Annotated in this window: 24 protein-coding genes; all 24 read right to left on the reverse strand. The window is 48.7% G+C overall.

Translation table 11 applies throughout. From position 1 onward, the window contains the following. Positions 1-22: 22 nt before the first annotated feature. The 24 genes from A1sIIA65_RS05510 to rplC all read right to left on the reverse strand — a co-directional run bounded on the left by A1sIIA65_RS05510 (position 23) and on the right by rplC (position 13163). Positions 23-1141, reverse strand: a complete 1119-nt coding sequence (locus A1sIIA65_RS05510; protein WP_190277108.1) for a Bug family tripartite tricarboxylate transporter substrate binding protein — start codon at positions 1139-1141, stop codon at positions 23-25. Between the two features lie 125 nt (positions 1142-1266). Then, a complete protein-coding gene (gene map / locus A1sIIA65_RS05515; RefSeq protein WP_095676555.1) occupies positions 1267-2079 on the reverse strand; it encodes a type I methionyl aminopeptidase in 813 nt (270 codons plus the stop codon). Positions 2080-2088: 9 nt separating this feature from the next. Beyond that, complete coding sequence (locus tag A1sIIA65_RS05520) at positions 2089-2724, reverse strand: adenylate kinase (RefSeq protein WP_095676556.1); 636 nt, start codon at positions 2722-2724, stop codon at positions 2089-2091. Next, entirely contained in the window at positions 2724-4019 is a 1296-nt protein-coding gene (secY, locus tag A1sIIA65_RS05525; protein WP_095676557.1) for a preprotein translocase subunit SecY, read from the reverse strand. The genes A1sIIA65_RS05520 and secY overlap by 1 nt, the downstream gene beginning before the upstream one ends. Positions 4020-4056: 37 nt before the next feature. Beyond that, entirely contained in the window at positions 4057-4497 is a 441-nt protein-coding gene (gene rplO / locus A1sIIA65_RS05530; RefSeq protein ID WP_095676558.1) for a 50S ribosomal protein L15, read from the reverse strand. Positions 4498-4499: 2 nt separating this feature from the next. Beyond that, the gene (rpmD, locus tag A1sIIA65_RS05535) at positions 4500-4682 is read right to left on the reverse strand and encodes a 50S ribosomal protein L30 (RefSeq protein WP_017955281.1); all 183 of its coding nucleotides are present in this window, start codon (positions 4680-4682) and stop codon (positions 4500-4502) included. Further along, positions 4682-5317, reverse strand: coding sequence for a 30S ribosomal protein S5 (gene rpsE, locus A1sIIA65_RS05540; RefSeq protein WP_095676559.1), 636 nt, complete (start codon positions 5315-5317; stop codon positions 4682-4684). Before rpsE ends, rpmD begins: the two co-directional genes overlap by 1 nt. Further along, positions 5317-5694: a 50S ribosomal protein L18 gene (gene rplR / locus A1sIIA65_RS05545; protein ID WP_095676560.1), complete on the reverse strand. Its 378-nt coding sequence runs from the start codon at positions 5692-5694 to the stop codon at positions 5317-5319. Before rplR ends, rpsE begins: the two co-directional genes overlap by 1 nt. Continuing rightward, positions 5694-6233: a 50S ribosomal protein L6 gene (rplF, locus tag A1sIIA65_RS05550; protein WP_095676561.1), complete on the reverse strand. Its 540-nt coding sequence runs from the start codon at positions 6231-6233 to the stop codon at positions 5694-5696. The genes rplR and rplF overlap by 1 nt, the downstream gene beginning before the upstream one ends. Before the next feature lie 7 nt (positions 6234-6240). Beyond that, positions 6241-6645: a 30S ribosomal protein S8 gene (gene rpsH, locus A1sIIA65_RS05555; RefSeq protein WP_095676562.1), complete on the reverse strand. Its 405-nt coding sequence runs from the start codon at positions 6643-6645 to the stop codon at positions 6241-6243. 67 nt (positions 6646-6712) lie between these two features. Next, complete coding sequence (locus A1sIIA65_RS05560; RefSeq protein ID WP_017955286.1) at positions 6713-6898, reverse strand: type Z 30S ribosomal protein S14; 186 nt, start codon at positions 6896-6898, stop codon at positions 6713-6715. 2 nt (positions 6899-6900) lie between these two features. Next, on the reverse strand, positions 6901-7458 hold the full coding sequence (rplE, locus tag A1sIIA65_RS05565; RefSeq protein ID WP_095676563.1) for a 50S ribosomal protein L5: 558 nt from the start codon (positions 7456-7458) through the stop codon (positions 6901-6903). Further along, on the reverse strand, positions 7458-7769 hold the full coding sequence (rplX, locus tag A1sIIA65_RS05570; RefSeq protein WP_095676564.1) for a 50S ribosomal protein L24: 312 nt from the start codon (positions 7767-7769) through the stop codon (positions 7458-7460). Before rplX ends, rplE begins: the two co-directional genes overlap by 1 nt. Positions 7770-7771: 2 nt before the next feature. Beyond that, a complete protein-coding gene (gene rplN, locus A1sIIA65_RS05575) occupies positions 7772-8140 on the reverse strand; it encodes a 50S ribosomal protein L14 (RefSeq protein WP_017955289.1) in 369 nt (122 codons plus the stop codon). Positions 8141-8154: 14 nt separating this feature from the next. Next, a complete protein-coding gene (gene rpsQ / locus A1sIIA65_RS05580) occupies positions 8155-8424 on the reverse strand; it encodes a 30S ribosomal protein S17 (protein ID WP_095676565.1) in 270 nt (89 codons plus the stop codon). Continuing rightward, a complete protein-coding gene (gene rpmC, locus A1sIIA65_RS05585) occupies positions 8424-8636 on the reverse strand; it encodes a 50S ribosomal protein L29 (protein WP_095531036.1) in 213 nt (70 codons plus the stop codon). Before rpmC ends, rpsQ begins: the two co-directional genes overlap by 1 nt. Positions 8637-8638: 2 nt before the next feature. After that, the gene (gene rplP, locus A1sIIA65_RS05590) at positions 8639-9052 is read right to left on the reverse strand and encodes a 50S ribosomal protein L16 (RefSeq protein WP_095531035.1); all 414 of its coding nucleotides are present in this window, start codon (positions 9050-9052) and stop codon (positions 8639-8641) included. After that, entirely contained in the window at positions 9052-9846 is a 795-nt protein-coding gene (gene rpsC, locus A1sIIA65_RS05595; RefSeq protein ID WP_095676566.1) for a 30S ribosomal protein S3, read from the reverse strand. Before rpsC ends, rplP begins: the two co-directional genes overlap by 1 nt. Continuing rightward, entirely contained in the window at positions 9846-10337 is a 492-nt protein-coding gene (gene rplV / locus A1sIIA65_RS05600) for a 50S ribosomal protein L22 (protein ID WP_095676567.1), read from the reverse strand. The genes rpsC and rplV overlap by 1 nt, the downstream gene beginning before the upstream one ends. Then, a complete protein-coding gene (gene rpsS, locus A1sIIA65_RS05605) occupies positions 10330-10611 on the reverse strand; it encodes a 30S ribosomal protein S19 (protein ID WP_095676568.1) in 282 nt (93 codons plus the stop codon). Before rpsS ends, rplV begins: the two co-directional genes overlap by 8 nt. Before the next feature lie 9 nt (positions 10612-10620). Then, positions 10621-11454 (reverse strand): 50S ribosomal protein L2, encoded by an 834-nt coding sequence (gene rplB / locus A1sIIA65_RS05610; protein WP_095676569.1) that lies wholly within the window; start codon positions 11452-11454, stop codon positions 10621-10623. A gap of 31 nt (positions 11455-11485) precedes the next feature. Continuing rightward, positions 11486-11779, reverse strand: coding sequence for a 50S ribosomal protein L23 (gene rplW, locus A1sIIA65_RS05615; RefSeq protein ID WP_095676570.1), 294 nt, complete (start codon positions 11777-11779; stop codon positions 11486-11488). Next, on the reverse strand, positions 11779-12462 hold the full coding sequence (gene rplD / locus A1sIIA65_RS05620; protein ID WP_095676571.1) for a 50S ribosomal protein L4: 684 nt from the start codon (positions 12460-12462) through the stop codon (positions 11779-11781). The genes rplW and rplD overlap by 1 nt, the downstream gene beginning before the upstream one ends. Before the next feature lie 2 nt (positions 12463-12464). Then, a complete protein-coding gene (rplC, locus tag A1sIIA65_RS05625) occupies positions 12465-13163 on the reverse strand; it encodes a 50S ribosomal protein L3 (RefSeq protein WP_095676572.1) in 699 nt (232 codons plus the stop codon). Between the last annotated feature and the right edge of the window lies 1 nt (position 13164).

Below are 13164 nucleotides of genomic sequence, written 5' to 3' on the forward strand. Positions count from 1 at the left end.
TAACGTTGATGTCTAATTGACCTTACTTGATCAACTTGAAATCGGTGAGAACGTTGATGATTGCTGTGTTCTCTGTCTTGATCCACTTAGAGAATGCATCTCCAGCGCGGTACTCATCGATCCATGACTTAGCGACCAATGTGTCCTTCCAAGACTGTGTTGAGTGAAGTGCATCAATGACCTTAAGGGTATTGAGCAGATCAGCTGCAGGAAGATCTGCTGGTGCAAGGATTCCGCGCCAGTTACCGAATGTGAGATCCACACCCTGCTGGACGAGGGTCTTGCCCTTGATGACCTTAAGTGGCTTTGGAGAAGTCACTGCAAGTACGCGCATCTTTCCAGCTGCAACGTATGAAGCAAATTCAGATGTGCCTGAGATACCAACTGCTACACGTCCACCAATAACGTCAGGTGTAAGAGTTCCTCCACCTGAGTATGGGATGTAGTTAAGGTCTGTGGCCTTTACGCCAACAGTTGCAGCAAGTGTTGCCACTGTTACGTGGTCGACTCCGCCGTAGTTACCGCCACCAATTGCGACAGCCTTTGGATTTGCCTTGATATCTGCCATCAAATCATTGATTGTCTTGTACTTAGATGATGTTGGAACTACGAAAGCCTCAGCTTCGCGCATGATTCCAGCTACAGCGTTTGCTGTTGTGATGGTGAGCTTTGAACCGTTAGTGGCAAGACCACCAGGCATTGCAAATCCTGTAATAAGAAGCATGTCCTTGCGATCCTTCTGGTCATAGAAATATCCAAGACCAAGTGGCGCATTTGTCTTATATGTAACGGTGTAATCCTTAAGAAGGCCTTCCTTCTTCATTGCATCACCGATTGCGATTGCTGTTGTTCCGTAACCGCCACCGATTGCAGATGATGAAACCCATTCAAGAGTTCCGTATGGCTTCATTTCTGGATACCACCAGCGAAGAGTTCCTGCAAATGTTCCTGTTGCAACCTTGGTACATGTGAGATCAGATCCGTTCACACCACGAGCTGCAGCTTTTGTTCCTGCGCGAAGACATTCATCTCCAACGTTTGCCTTTGCCGCAGGCTTTGCACCAGCGTTTGCTGATGGCGCTGCAATAAGTGAGGCAGCAATAGCCAGAACACCGAGCGCAATAACTTTCTTCTTAAACATGATTTCTCCTTTTGGCACCCCGAGGGTCAGGGCCATTGGAGAAGAATCTAGATGTATCTATGGATAAATTGAATAGATATCGGGTAACAGATTGATATCAAGAAAAATTCTCACGATTTTTGAGCCTACGAAAGTGTGTCTGAGGTCTCAATTCCAAAGCGTGCAAGCTCGCCCTTGCCACCATCAATGGAGGTCAAAACAAAAGGCTTTCCATCTGGGCAGATCACATATGAATGCTCAAAGTGGGCACCACGAGATTGATCTGTTGAGACCACTGTCCAATCATCTGCGAGCACCTTGGTCTTATGTGTTCCACGAGTGATCATCGGCTCGATAGCAAGTGCCATTCCAGGAATGATTTCAGGACCATTTCCTGCTTTTCCAAAGTTGAGAACATGTGGCTCTTGATGCATCTCTGTGCCAATTCCGTGGCCACCATATTCTTGCAAGATTCCATATTTACCTTGCGAATTCACGTACTGCTCAATGGCATAACCGATATCTGAAAGCTTTCCACCATTCTTACCGGCAGCAATTCCCACCCACATAGATTCCTGACACACATCCATCAACTTCTGATCTGCAGGATCTACCTTTCCAATACCGATAGAGAATGCTGCATCTCCATGCCAGCCATCAATGATGGCACCGCAATCGATGGAGACAACATCGCCTTCATTAATGATGCGAGGTCCGGGAATTCCGTGAACAATTTCATCATTGATAGAGACGCAGATAGTTGCTGGAAAACCATGATAATTCAGGAAGTTCGGTGTGGCACCGCTTCGCTTGATGTGGGCTGCAGAGATTGCATCCAGAGCACTTGTGGTCATTCCAGGCTTAATCGCTTCACGGATAAGTTGATGAATTTCGGCAACTACTAATCCAGCACGGCGCATAACCTTGAGTTGTTCAAGGTCCTTAATCTGGATTGCCATAGAAGTAATTTAGCCGTGTACGCGGCTTAACGCAGTAATCGCGCGCTCTGTAATATCTGCAACATCGCCATCGGCTGAGATTGTGATGAGCAGGCCTTCTGTGCGATAGAAATCAACAATAGGTGCAGTCTGCTCTTCATAGACTGCAAGGCGCTTAGCAATCACTTCTTCCTTGTCATCTTCACGCTGGTAGAGCTCACCGCTACAAGAAACACACTTCGATGCTTCAGGGGAAGCCGGAGCGCCACAATCCTTACAGGTGCGTCGTGATGAAAGACGTTTGATGATGATCGCATTCTCAATCGCAAGCTCAAGAACCGCTTCCAGTGGTGTCTGCTTTTCAATCAAAAATGCGCGCAGTACTTCAGCTTGAACAGTATTTCGTGGGAATCCATCAAGGAGAAAACCGTTGATTGCATCATCATGAGTCAGGCGATCTTTGACCATCTCATTGGTAACTTCATCAGGAACTAACTGACCTGCATCCATATATCCCTTAGCTTGCAGACCTAGTGGTGTGCTTGCTTTGAGATTTGCTCGGAAGATATCCCCTGTTGAAATATGGGGAATCGAGTAGTGCGCGGCGAGAAACTGAGCTTGTGTTCCCTTACCAGCACCTGGTGGACCTACCAGGACTAAACGCATTACTTCAAGAAACCTTCATATGAACGCTGCTGCAACTGGCTCTCGATCTGCTTTGCAGTATCAAGACCGACACCGACAACGATAAGAATCGCAGTTCCACCGAATGGGAAGTTCTGTGATGCACCGAAGACGATGAGAGCAAGGATCGGAATAATTGCAACGAGTGCCAAATAGACAGATCCTGGAGCTGTGATGCGTGAGAGTACATATTGCAAGTACTCAGATGTTGGGCGTCCTGCACGGATACCTGGAATAAATCCACCGTACTTCTTCATATTATCTGCAACCTCATCAGGGTTAAATGTGATTGCAACATAGAAGTAGGTAAAGAAGATAATCAAGGTTGCATAGGCCACCATATAAATTGGGTGATCACCGCTGACCAAGTTACGTGAAATCCAGACAGCCCAGCTAGCTTGGCTATTGGTGAAGTTCACAAGAAGAGATGGGATATAAAGAAGAGATGATGCGAAGATAACCGGAATAACGCCAGCCTGGTTTACCTTGATTGGAATATAAGTTGATGTTCCGCCATATGCCTGACGTCCCACCATGCGCTTTGCATACTGCACAGGAATACGACGCTGAGCTTGCTCAACAAAGACAACTGCTGCAACAACGAGGACTCCGACTGCGCAGACAAAGAGGAATGCAAACAAGCCCTTTTGAAGCTTGATTGACCAGAGCTGGGATGGGAATCCTGCAGCGATAGATGTGAAGATCAAGATAGACATACCGTTACCGACGCCGCGATCTGTGATGAGCTCACCGAGCCACATGATCACAGATGTTCCGGCAGTCATTACAACAATCATTGTGAGAACGCGCTGCCATGAAGCATCAGGAATGATCGGAAGTGAACAACCTGAAATCAAACGACCTGGTGTGCGAGCAACCGCAACCAAACCAGTTGACTGCAAGATTGCAAGACCAATTGTTAAGTAACGTGTGTACTGAGTAAGAGTTGCTGTTCCTGACTGTCCCTCTTTCTTCAGCGCTTCAAAACGTGGAATAACCACAGTGAGCAGCTGAACGATGATGGATGCAGTGATGTAAGGCATGATGCCGAGTGCAAATACTGAGAGCTGAAGAAGTGCTCCACCAGAGAATAGGTTGATAAGTCCGAAGAGACCACCGGTCTGAGCCTGATCAATACATTGCTTCACATTTGTATATGAAACACCTGGTGTTGGGACAACAGAGCCAAAACGGAACAGAGCCATGATTGAGAGAGTGAAGAAGATTTTCTTACGAAGTTCTGGCGTCTTAAAGGCCATTCCAAATGCTGAAAGCATCAATCTTCTCCCTCTATCAAATCACGACTAGTTGTTTTTACAGTTTTGCTGTTGATCCGCCAGCTGCAGCAATCTTTTCGATCGCTGATGCTGAGAATGCATGTGCTGTAACAGATACCTTGACTGCAATATCGCCATTTCCAAGGACCTTTACGGGCAAGGAATCGCGAACTGCACCCTTTGCAATGAGATCTGCAACAGTGACATCCCCACCCTTAGGAAAGAGTGCGTTGATTGTTGAGACATTCACTGCCTGGTATTCAATGCGAGCTGGGTTCTTAAAACCACGAAGCTTTGGAAGACGCATAACGAGAGGAAGCTGACCACCTTCGAAACCAGGGCGAACCGTGTTACGAGCGTGAGTACCTTTTCCACCGCGACCTGCAGTCTTACCCTTTGATGCTTCACCGCGACCCTTACGAGTCTTAGCTTTCTTAGCACCTGGAGCTGGACGAAGATGATGAAGTTTAAGTGTCATCTTTATTCGACCTCCTCTACCTTGATCAAGTGGCGAGCAGCAACTGCCATGCCACGAATTTCTGGACGATCTTCCTTAACGACAACATCGTTGATTCGCTTAAGTCCGAGTGAACGAACAGTGTTACGAATCTCTGGCTTGTTGCCAACGGTTGACTTAACCTGAGTGATTTTCAAACGTGGCATTATGCACCAACTGTCATCTGTGAAGCGCGGATAATTGCTGCAGGTGCTACATCTTCGAGCGGACGACCGCGACGAGCTGCAATCTGTGCAGGTGACTCGAGCATCTTCAGCGCAGCAACGGTTGCGTGAACCATGTTGATTGCATTTGAAGAACCGAGAGACTTAGTAAGAACATCCTTAACTCCAGCGCACTCGAGTACGGCGCGAACAGGACCACCAGCGATAACTCCGGTACCTGGACTTGCTGGGCGAAGTAGAACTACGCCAGCCGCTGTCTCGCCCTGAACTGGGTGAGGGATTGTTCCTTGAACGCGAGGGACTGTGAAGAATGACTTCTTAGCTTCTTCAACTGCCTTAGCAATAGCTTGTGGAACTTCCTTAGACTTTCCATAGCCAATACCGACAGTGCCATTTTCATCGCCCACAACAACAAGTGCTGTGAATGAGAAGCGACGTCCACCCTTTACAACCTTTGACACGCGGTTAATGAAAACCACGCGCTCGGTGTAAGGAGACTTCTCCTTCTCGCGATCATCACGACGTTCGCGGCGTTCGCCACGACCTTTGCCTGCATTACCTTGGTTAGAAGGTGCACCAGTTGTAGGTGCTGCATCGTTAGTTGGATTAACAGCCATTAGAACTCCAATCCGTTCTCTCGTGCAGAATCTGCAACTGCTGCAATGCGACCGTGGTACTTATTACCTGCGCGGTCGAAGACAACTGTAGAAATTCCAGCTTTCTTAGCGCGTTCTGCAATGAGTGCTCCGACCTGCTTTGACTTATCTGTCTTATCGCCAGATGCCTTGCGTAGGTCTGCTTCCATTGTTGATGCGTAAGCAATTGTCTGGCTTGTGGTGTCATCAATGACCTGAACGAACAGGTGACGTGATGAACGTGAAACGACGAGGCGTGGACGTGATGGTGTGCCTGAGATCTTCTTACGAAGACGGAAAGCACGACGAGCACGCGCGTTCTGCGCTGAGCCCTTGCGGACCTTAACTCCGATTGCCATTACTTCTTACCTGCCTTTCCTGCCTTGCGGCGAACAACTTCGCCTTCAAGACGCAAGCCCTTGCCCTTATATGGATCTGCCTTGCGAAGCTTCTTAACCTTCGCTGCAGTTTCTCCAACGAGCTGCTTATCAATTCCGCTGATAATCAACTTTGTTGGTGACTCAACCTTGTAGGTGATTCCTTCTGGGGCTGGGAAGTTAATTGGGTGGCTGTAGCCGAGCTGGAATTCAAGATCCTTGCCCTTTTCAGCAACACGGTAACCAACACCGACGATGTTGATTGTGAGTGAGTAACCAGTTGTGACTCCGTGGACCATATTCGCAACAAGTGTGCGAGAAAGACCGTGAAGTGAACGAGTGACGCGCTCTTCGTTTGGACGAGCAACGGTGATAACACCATCTGCTTGTGAAACCTGGATAGGTGCTGGAACTGCAATTGCAAGTGAGCCCTTAGGTCCCTTGACTGCAACGTTCTGACCTGTGATTGAAATTTCTACACCGCTTGGAACAGCGATTGGCATACGACCGATACGTGACATTAGATAGTTACCATACGTAAGCGAGAACTTCTCCGCCTACACCCTTCTTATTTGCCTGCTTATCAGTCAAGAGACCTGACGATGTTGAAATGATTGCAACACCAAGTCCGCCGAGAACCTTAGGAAGCGCAGTTGACTTTGCGTAAACGCGAAGTCCTGGCTTGCTCACGCGGCGAAGGCCAGCGATTGAACGCTCGCGATTGGTGCCGAATTTAAGGTCAAGAACAAGGTTCTTACCTACTCCTGTTGTAGTTGCTTCAACGCGGTGATCTGCAATGAAACCCTCTTGCTTGAGGATCTCTGCAATTCGTACCTTGACCGATGATGACGGCATTGAAACCGTGTCATGGTAGGCAGAGTTCGCGTTGCGCAGACGTGAAAGCATGTCCGCGATTGGATCTGTCATTGTCATACGTGGCCTATGGCCTTTCTCGAATCAGTATCCAAACAATCTGTCTGGACTTTTTTCGTTTGTAGATTTACCAGCTTGCCTTTGAGATGCCTGGAAGTTCGCCGCGGTGCGCCATTTCACGGAAGCAGATGCGACAAATTCCAAATTTTTGGTAGACAGAGTGCGGACGACCGCAACGCTGGCAACGTGTGTAACCGCGAACCTTGAACTTTGGCTTGCGAGCAGCTTTAACCTTGAGTGATGTTTTAGCCATTCTTATGCCTCCTTGAAAGGAAAGCCGAGCGCCTTAAGTAGTGCGCGACCTTCGTCATCGTTCTTAGCTGTAGTTACGATTGTGATATCCATACCGCGTGTGCGATCGATCTTGTCCTGTTCGATTTCTGGGAATACAACCTGCTCGGTAAGACCGAAGGTGTAGTTGCCCTTTCCATCAAATTGCTTAGGTGAAAGACCGCGGAAGTCACGGATACGTGGAAGAGAGATTGAGAATAGGCGATCTGCGAACTCCCACATGCGATCTCCGCGAAGTGTGACGTGTGCACCAATTGGCATGTTCTCGCGGAGCTTGAACTGCGCGATTGACTTGCGTGACTTGGTGACCTGTGGCTTTTGACCAGTGATGATTGCAAGATCCTTGATGGCACCTTCAATAAGCTTTGCATCACGAGCAGCTTCACCAACACCCATGTTGACAACAATCTTGACGAGTGTAGGAATCTGCATTGGATTTGTATATCCAAATTCGCTCTTCAACGTTGGTTGGATTTCGCTCTTATAGCGAGCCTTGAGACGAACATCTGTAGTTGTACTCATTAGATGTCCTTTCCTGTGCGACGTGAGATACGAACATTGGATCCGTCTTCCGTTGTGCGAACGCCAAGACGTGTTGCCTTGCCATCTCCATCAACAATCATGACGTTTGAAATATGGATTGATGCTTCCTGTGTGATGATTCCGCCAACCTTGACGCCACGTTCGGTTGTTGATTCCTTTGTGTGGCGCTGAATGCGATTAACACCTTCAACAGTTACACGGGATCCATCTACATGAAGGACCTTGCCGGTTACGCCCTTGTTCTTGCCAGCGATAACCAAAACTTCGTCATCTTTCTTAATCTTCGCCATGGTTAGAGCACCTCCGGAGCGAGTGAAATGATCTTCATGAACTTCTTGTCGCGGAGTTCGCGAGCAACTGGTCCGAAGATACGAGTTCCGCGTGGTTCGCCGTCAGCCTTGAGGATGACAGCTGCGTTCTCGTCAAACTTGATGTAAGAACCGTCTGGACGACGACGCTCTTTAACTGTGCGAACGATGACAGCCTTAACGACCTCACCCTTCTTAACCTGTCCACCAGGAATTGCATCCTTGACTGAACAGACGATGATGTCACCGATGCCTGCGTAACGGCGCTTTGATCCTCCGAGTACACGAATACAGAGAAGCTCTTTAGCTCCTGTGTTATCCGCAACGCGTAGGCGGGATTCTTGTTGAATCATTTTTTATTCGCCCCTTACTTAGCTTTCTCGATGATTTGAACTAAACGCCAGCGCTTTGATGCTGAGATTGGTCGTGTTTCCATGATCAATACGCGATCGCCTGCGCCTGCTGAGTTTGTCTCATCATGTGCTTTGAGCTTGTGTGTGCGGCTCATGACCTTTGAGTACATACCGTGTGAAACACGATTTGAAACCTCAACGGTGATGGTCTTATCCATCTTGTCTGAGACAACAATGCCTTCACGAGTCTTACGGGATCCGCGATCTTCAACTGGATTTGTCATTATGCGGCGCCTCCAATTCCTAATTCGCGTTCACGAATGATTGTGTAGATACGAGCAATCTCTTTGCGAACTGCACCGAGACGACCATGTGATTCGAGCTGACCTGTTGCAGCCTGGAAGCGAAGGTTAAAGAGTTCTTCTTTACCTTCACGAAGCTTTGCAGTTAACTCTTCAGCAGTGAGCTGACGAAGTTCTTCATTAGTAATCGCCATGGTTATGCCTCCTCACGCTTTACAACGCGGCACTTCATTGGGAGCTTGTGAATCGCAAGGCGCATAGCTTCAGTAGCTACAGCCTCTGTTACGCCTGAAATTTCAAACATAATGCGACCTGGCTTCACGTTTGCGATCCACCATTCTGGAGAACCCTTACCGGAACCCATACGAGTTTCAGCAGGCTTCTTAGTAAGTGGACGATCTGGATAGATATTGATCCAAACCTTTCCACCACGCTTGATATAACGAGTCATCGCGATACGCGCTGCCTCAATCTGACGGTTTGTCACATATGCAGGAGCAAGTGCCTGGATACCGAAGTCTCCAAATGCAACCTGTGTTCCACCCTTTGATGCACCTGATCGTGATGGGTGGTGCTGCTTACGGTGCTTAACCTTGCGAGGAATTAACATTATTCAGCTCCTCCTTCTGCTGGTGCTGCAGGAGTTGTATCTGCTGCAACGGGAGCTGCTTGAGTTGTAGTTACCTCAGCGCGTGGAGCACGTGGTGTACGTGGTCCGCGGCGTTCTGGCTTTGGAGCGCGCGCTTCAGCAAGTGCCTTTTCAGCACGCTCTGCACGTGAACCAATAACTTCACCCTTGTAGATCCAGACCTTTACACCCAAGCGACCGAATGTTGTTGCAGCTTCATAGAAACCGTAATCAATATCAGCGCGAAGTGTGTGTAGTGGAACGCGTCCTTCACGATAGAACTCAGAACGTGACATTTCTGCACCACCGAGACGACCACCGCACTGAACACGAATGCCTTGAGCTCCTGCCTTCATCGCTGACTGCATTGACTTCTTCATTGCGCGACGGAATGAGACACGTGCAGCAAGCTGCTCGGCAATTCCTTGTGCAACAAGCTGTGCATCAATTTCTGGATTCTTCACTTCGAGAATGTTGAGCTGAACCTGCTTGCCGGTGAGCTTTTCAAGCTTCTGACGAAGAACGTCAGCTTCTTGTCCGCGACGACCGATAACGATTCCAGGGCGAGCAGTGTGAAGGTCGATACGTACACGATCACGTGTGCGCTCGATTTCGATGCGTGAAACGCCTGCGCGCTCCATACCCTTCTGCATAAGTCGGCGGATTTCGACATCTTCCTTGACGTAATCCTTGTACAACTTATCTGCATACCAACGTGACTTAAATTCAGTTGTGATGCCGAGACGGAAGCCGTGTGGGTTTACTTTTTGACCCATTAGTTGGACGCTCCCTTCTCTGCTGGTGTTTTAACTGCCGCTACTGGAGTAGCTAGCGGTGACTTATCTGAACGCTTTGGGTTACGTGTCTGCGCACGAGATGATGTGCGAGAGATCGACTTTGAGGTCGCCTTTGTATCGCTGACAGCAACTGAGATGTGGCTTGAACGCTTGAGGATACGGAAACCGCGACCCTGTGCACGTGGGCGAAAACGCTTCATTGTGCGTCCCTCGTCTACGAGCGCTTCAACAACCCAAAGCTCTGAAGCATCGCGGATTGCTGGGTTCTGCTGCTTCGCATTTGCGATTGCAGAGTTAAGAAGTGTGAACACATCTGATCCTGCAGCCTGCGGTGCAAACTTAAGAACGTTAAGAGCTTCATCGGCACGCATTCCACGAACCAAGTCGACAACGCGACGAGCCTTCTGTGGTGTGTGGCGAATGTCGCGCAATACTGCGCGAGCTACGAGTGCGTCTTGTGTATTAGGCACGAGTTGCTCTCCGATCATCTTTAACGTGTCCGCGGAATGTGCGTGTTGGTGAGAACTCACCAAGCTTGTGACCGATCATTGCGTCGGTGATAAATACAGGAACATGCTTGCGGCCGTCGTGTACCGCAATGGTGTGCCCAATCATTGAAGGCGAGATCATCGAACGTCGTGACCATGTCTTAATGACATTCTTTGTATTGGCTTCATTTTGGGCATCCACCTTTTTGGCGAGATGTCCATCAATGAATGGACCCTTCTTGAGACTACGTGGCATGAGGGCTCCTTAGCGCTTCTTGTTCGACTTACGACGACGGACGATCATTGAATCTGAAGCCTTCTTCTTACGAGTACGTGCTTCAGGCTTACCCCAAGGAGTCACTGGGTGACGTCCACCAGAGGTCTTACCTTCACCACCACCGTGAGGGTGGTCAACAGGGTTCATCACAACACCACGAACAGATGGACGAATGCCTAACCAGCGCTTACGTCCAGCCTTACCGTAGTTAATGTTTCCTTGTTCTGCGTTTCCAACTTCACCAACAGTTGCGCGGCAACGAACATCAACGTTACGGATTTCTCCAGATGGCATACGAAGTTGTGCGTATGGACCATCTTTAGCAACGAGCTGAACTGATGCGCCAGCTGAACGAGCGATCTTCGCTCCGCCACCTGGGCGAAGTTCGATTGCGTGAACAGTTGTACCTACTGGGATGTTGCGAAGAGGCAAGTTGTTTCCAGGCTTGATATCGGCCTTAGGACCGTTCTCAACTGTTGCACCTTGCTCAAGCTTATTTGGAGCGATGATGTAACGCTTTTCTCCATCTGCGTAGTGAAGAAGTGCGATACGCGCTGTGCGGTTTGGATCGTATTCAATGTGCGCAACCTTTGCTGGAATACCATCCTTATCATTTCGTGTGAAATCGATAAGACGGTATGCACGCTTGTGACCGCCACCTTGGTGACGAACAGTGATGCGACCTTGATTATTACGTCCACCCTTAGAGTGAATTGGACGGATAAGTGACTTCTCAGGTGTTGAGCGTGTGATTTCTGCGAAATCTGGAACAGTTGCTCCACGCTGACCTGGTGTAGTCGGCTTAAGTTTGCGAAGTGCCATGAGGTTTCCTCTCTTTAAGGTCCTATCTCAATTACGAGACAGGGCCTCCGAAGATGTCGATACGGTCGCCAGCGGCCACATGAACGATTGCTCGCTTTGTGTCTTTGCGCTTTCCATCACCAAAACGTGTGCGCTTATTCTTTCCTTGACGGTTCATAGTGTTAACACTGATGACCTTGACTCCAAATACCTTTTCAACAGCGATCTTGATCTCTGTCTTATTAGCATCTGTTGCTACGAGGAATGTGTACTTGTTTTCATCTAGCAATCCGTAACTCTTTTCAGAGACTACGGGCGCTAGCAAAACGTCGCGATGATCCTTCATTATGCAGATACCTCACTTTCGCGTGCTACTGACTTAACAGACTTTCCAGTTGCCTTGTCAGAAGCCTTGAACTTCAAGAAATCCTTGATCGCTGTCTCTGAAAAGACAACGTCATCTGACTTCAAGATGTCGTAAGCATTGAGCTGATCTGGTACTAGAAGGTGGAGATCATCAGCGTTACGAAGTGAGCGCCATGCAGCGTCCTCGTTACGTGAGATAACTACCAAAAGGTTTTTGCGTGATGAGAACTGACGAACTGCAGCCAGTGCTGCCTTTGTTGAAGTAGCTCCAGTTACAGAGTCAAGAACGTGAATACGCTCGTTGCGCTGACGGTCAGAGAGAACGCCGCGAAGTGCTGCTGCGATCATCTTCTTTGGTGTGCGCTGGAAATATGAACGTGGACGAACTGCATGTGCAGCACCGCCACCACGTTGCAAAGGAGCACGGATTGAGCCCTGACGAGCGCGACCTGTTCCCTTCTGCTTAAAAGGCTTCTTACCTGAACCTGAAGTTTCTCCACGGTTCTTTGCCTTCTGTGTACCTTGACGTGCAGCTGCTAATTGAGCTGTTACGACTTGGTGAATAAGAGGAATGTTTGTCTGCGCATCAAAGATATCTGCTGGCAAATCAACTGAGCCAACTTTCTTTCCTTCTGCGTTCTTAACTTCGAGTGTAAGCGCCATGGTTACATACCAGCCTTTACAGTTTCAACAATTGCCTTCTTGGCAGCTGAGCGGATAAAGACGAGTCCACCATCGGTACCTGGGACTGAACCCTTGATAAGAAGTAGGTTGCGCTCAAGATCGACACCCTGAACCAAAAGATTCTGTGTTGTGACCTTCTCGTTACCCATACGACCCATCATGCGCATTCCCTTGAATACACGACCTGGTGTTGAACATGCACCGATTGAACCTGGCATACGGTGCTTACGATCCACACCGTGTGAAGAACCAAGACCACCGAAGCCGTGGCGCTTCATAACGCCAGCAGTTCCCTTACCAGTTGATGTTCCAGTTGCATCGACCATATCGCCGGGTGCAAATGTTGATGCGCCAATCTCTTGTCCTACTGTGTAATCAGCAGCTGAGAGCGTGCGCAGTTCTGCAACAGAGCGACGAGGAGTGACGCCTGACTTTGCATAGTGGCCCGCAAGTGGCTTTGAAACCTTCTTTGGATCGATTGCACCAAAGCCGAGTTGAACAGCTGAGTAGCCATCCTTCTCAGGTGTGCGAATCGATGTAACAACGCATGATTCAACTGAAACTACTGTCACAGGAATCATCTTGTTATTAGAGTCGAATACTTGGGTCATACCAAGCTTCTTACCAAGAACGCCCTTGATGGACGAACCGTAAGACTGAGTTACAACTGTACGTGTCATT

It is taken from the genome of Candidatus Planktophila dulcis (assembly GCF_002288225.1).
GTDB classification, from domain to species: Bacteria; Actinomycetota; Actinomycetes; order Nanopelagicales; family Nanopelagicaceae; genus Planktophila; species Planktophila dulcis.

Coding starts and splice junctions, on each gene's coding strand:
- A1sIIA65_RS05510 (WP_190277108.1), bottom strand. CDS start 1,141: ATGTTTAAGAAGAAAGTTATTGCGCTCGGTGTTCTGGCTATTGCTGCC.
- map (WP_095676555.1), bottom strand. CDS start 2,079: ATGGCAATCCAGATTAAGGACCTTGAACAACTCAAGGTTATGCGCCGT.
- A1sIIA65_RS05520 (WP_095676556.1), bottom strand. CDS start 2,724: ATGCGTTTAGTCCTGGTAGGTCCACCAGGTGCTGGTAAGGGAACACAA.
- secY (WP_095676557.1), bottom strand. CDS start 4,019: ATGCTTTCAGCATTTGGAATGGCCTTTAAGACGCCAGAACTTCGTAAG.
- rplO (WP_095676558.1), bottom strand. CDS start 4,497: ATGACACTTAAACTTCATCATCTTCGTCCAGCTCCAGGTGCTAAGAAA.
- rpmD (WP_017955281.1), bottom strand. CDS start 4,682: ATGCCACGTTTGAAAATCACTCAGGTTAAGTCAACCGTTGGCAACAAG.
- rpsE (WP_095676559.1), bottom strand. CDS start 5,317: ATGGCTGTTAATCCAACTAACGATGCAGCACCTACAACTGGTGCACCT.
- rplR (WP_095676560.1), bottom strand. CDS start 5,694: ATGGCAATCGGAGTTAAGGTCCGCAAGGGCTCAGCGCAGAACGCGCGT.
- rplF (WP_095676561.1), bottom strand. CDS start 6,233: ATGTCACGTATCGGTCGTATGCCAATCGCTGTTCCAAGCGGTGTAGAA.
- rpsH (WP_095676562.1), bottom strand. CDS start 6,645: ATGACAATGACAGATCCAATCGCGGACATGCTTTCACGTCTGCGCAAC.
- A1sIIA65_RS05560 (WP_017955286.1), bottom strand. CDS start 6,898: ATGGCTAAAACATCACTCAAGGTTAAAGCTGCTCGCAAGCCAAAGTTC.
- rplE (WP_095676563.1), bottom strand. CDS start 7,458: ATGAGTACAACTACAGATGTTCGTCTCAAGGCTCGCTATAAGAGCGAA.
- rplX (WP_095676564.1), bottom strand. CDS start 7,769: ATGGCGAAGATTAAGAAAGATGACGAAGTTTTGGTTATCGCTGGCAAG.
- rplN (WP_017955289.1), bottom strand. CDS start 8,140: ATGATTCAACAAGAATCCCGCCTACGCGTTGCGGATAACACAGGAGCT.
- rpsQ (WP_095676565.1), bottom strand. CDS start 8,424: ATGACAAATCCAGTTGAAGATCGCGGATCCCGTAAGACTCGTGAAGGC.
- rpmC (WP_095531036.1), bottom strand. CDS start 8,636: ATGGCGATTACTAATGAAGAACTTCGTCAGCTCACTGCTGAAGAGTTA.
- rplP (WP_095531035.1), bottom strand. CDS start 9,052: ATGTTAATTCCTCGCAAGGTTAAGCACCGTAAGCAGCACCACCCATCA.
- rpsC (WP_095676566.1), bottom strand. CDS start 9,846: ATGGGTCAAAAAGTAAACCCACACGGCTTCCGTCTCGGCATCACAACT.
- rpsS (WP_095676568.1), bottom strand. CDS start 10,611: ATGCCACGTAGTCTCAAGAAGGGTCCATTCATTGATGGACATCTCGCC.
- rplB (WP_095676569.1), bottom strand. CDS start 11,454: ATGGCACTTCGCAAACTTAAGCCGACTACACCAGGTCAGCGTGGAGCA.
- rplW (WP_095676570.1), bottom strand. CDS start 11,779: ATGAAGGATCATCGCGACGTTTTGCTAGCGCCCGTAGTCTCTGAAAAG.
- rplD (WP_095676571.1), bottom strand. CDS start 12,462: ATGGCGCTTACACTCGAAGTTAAGAACGCAGAAGGAAAGAAAGTTGGC.
- rplC (WP_095676572.1), bottom strand. CDS start 13,163: ATGACACGTACAGTTGTAACTCAGTCTTACGGTTCGTCCATCAAGGGC.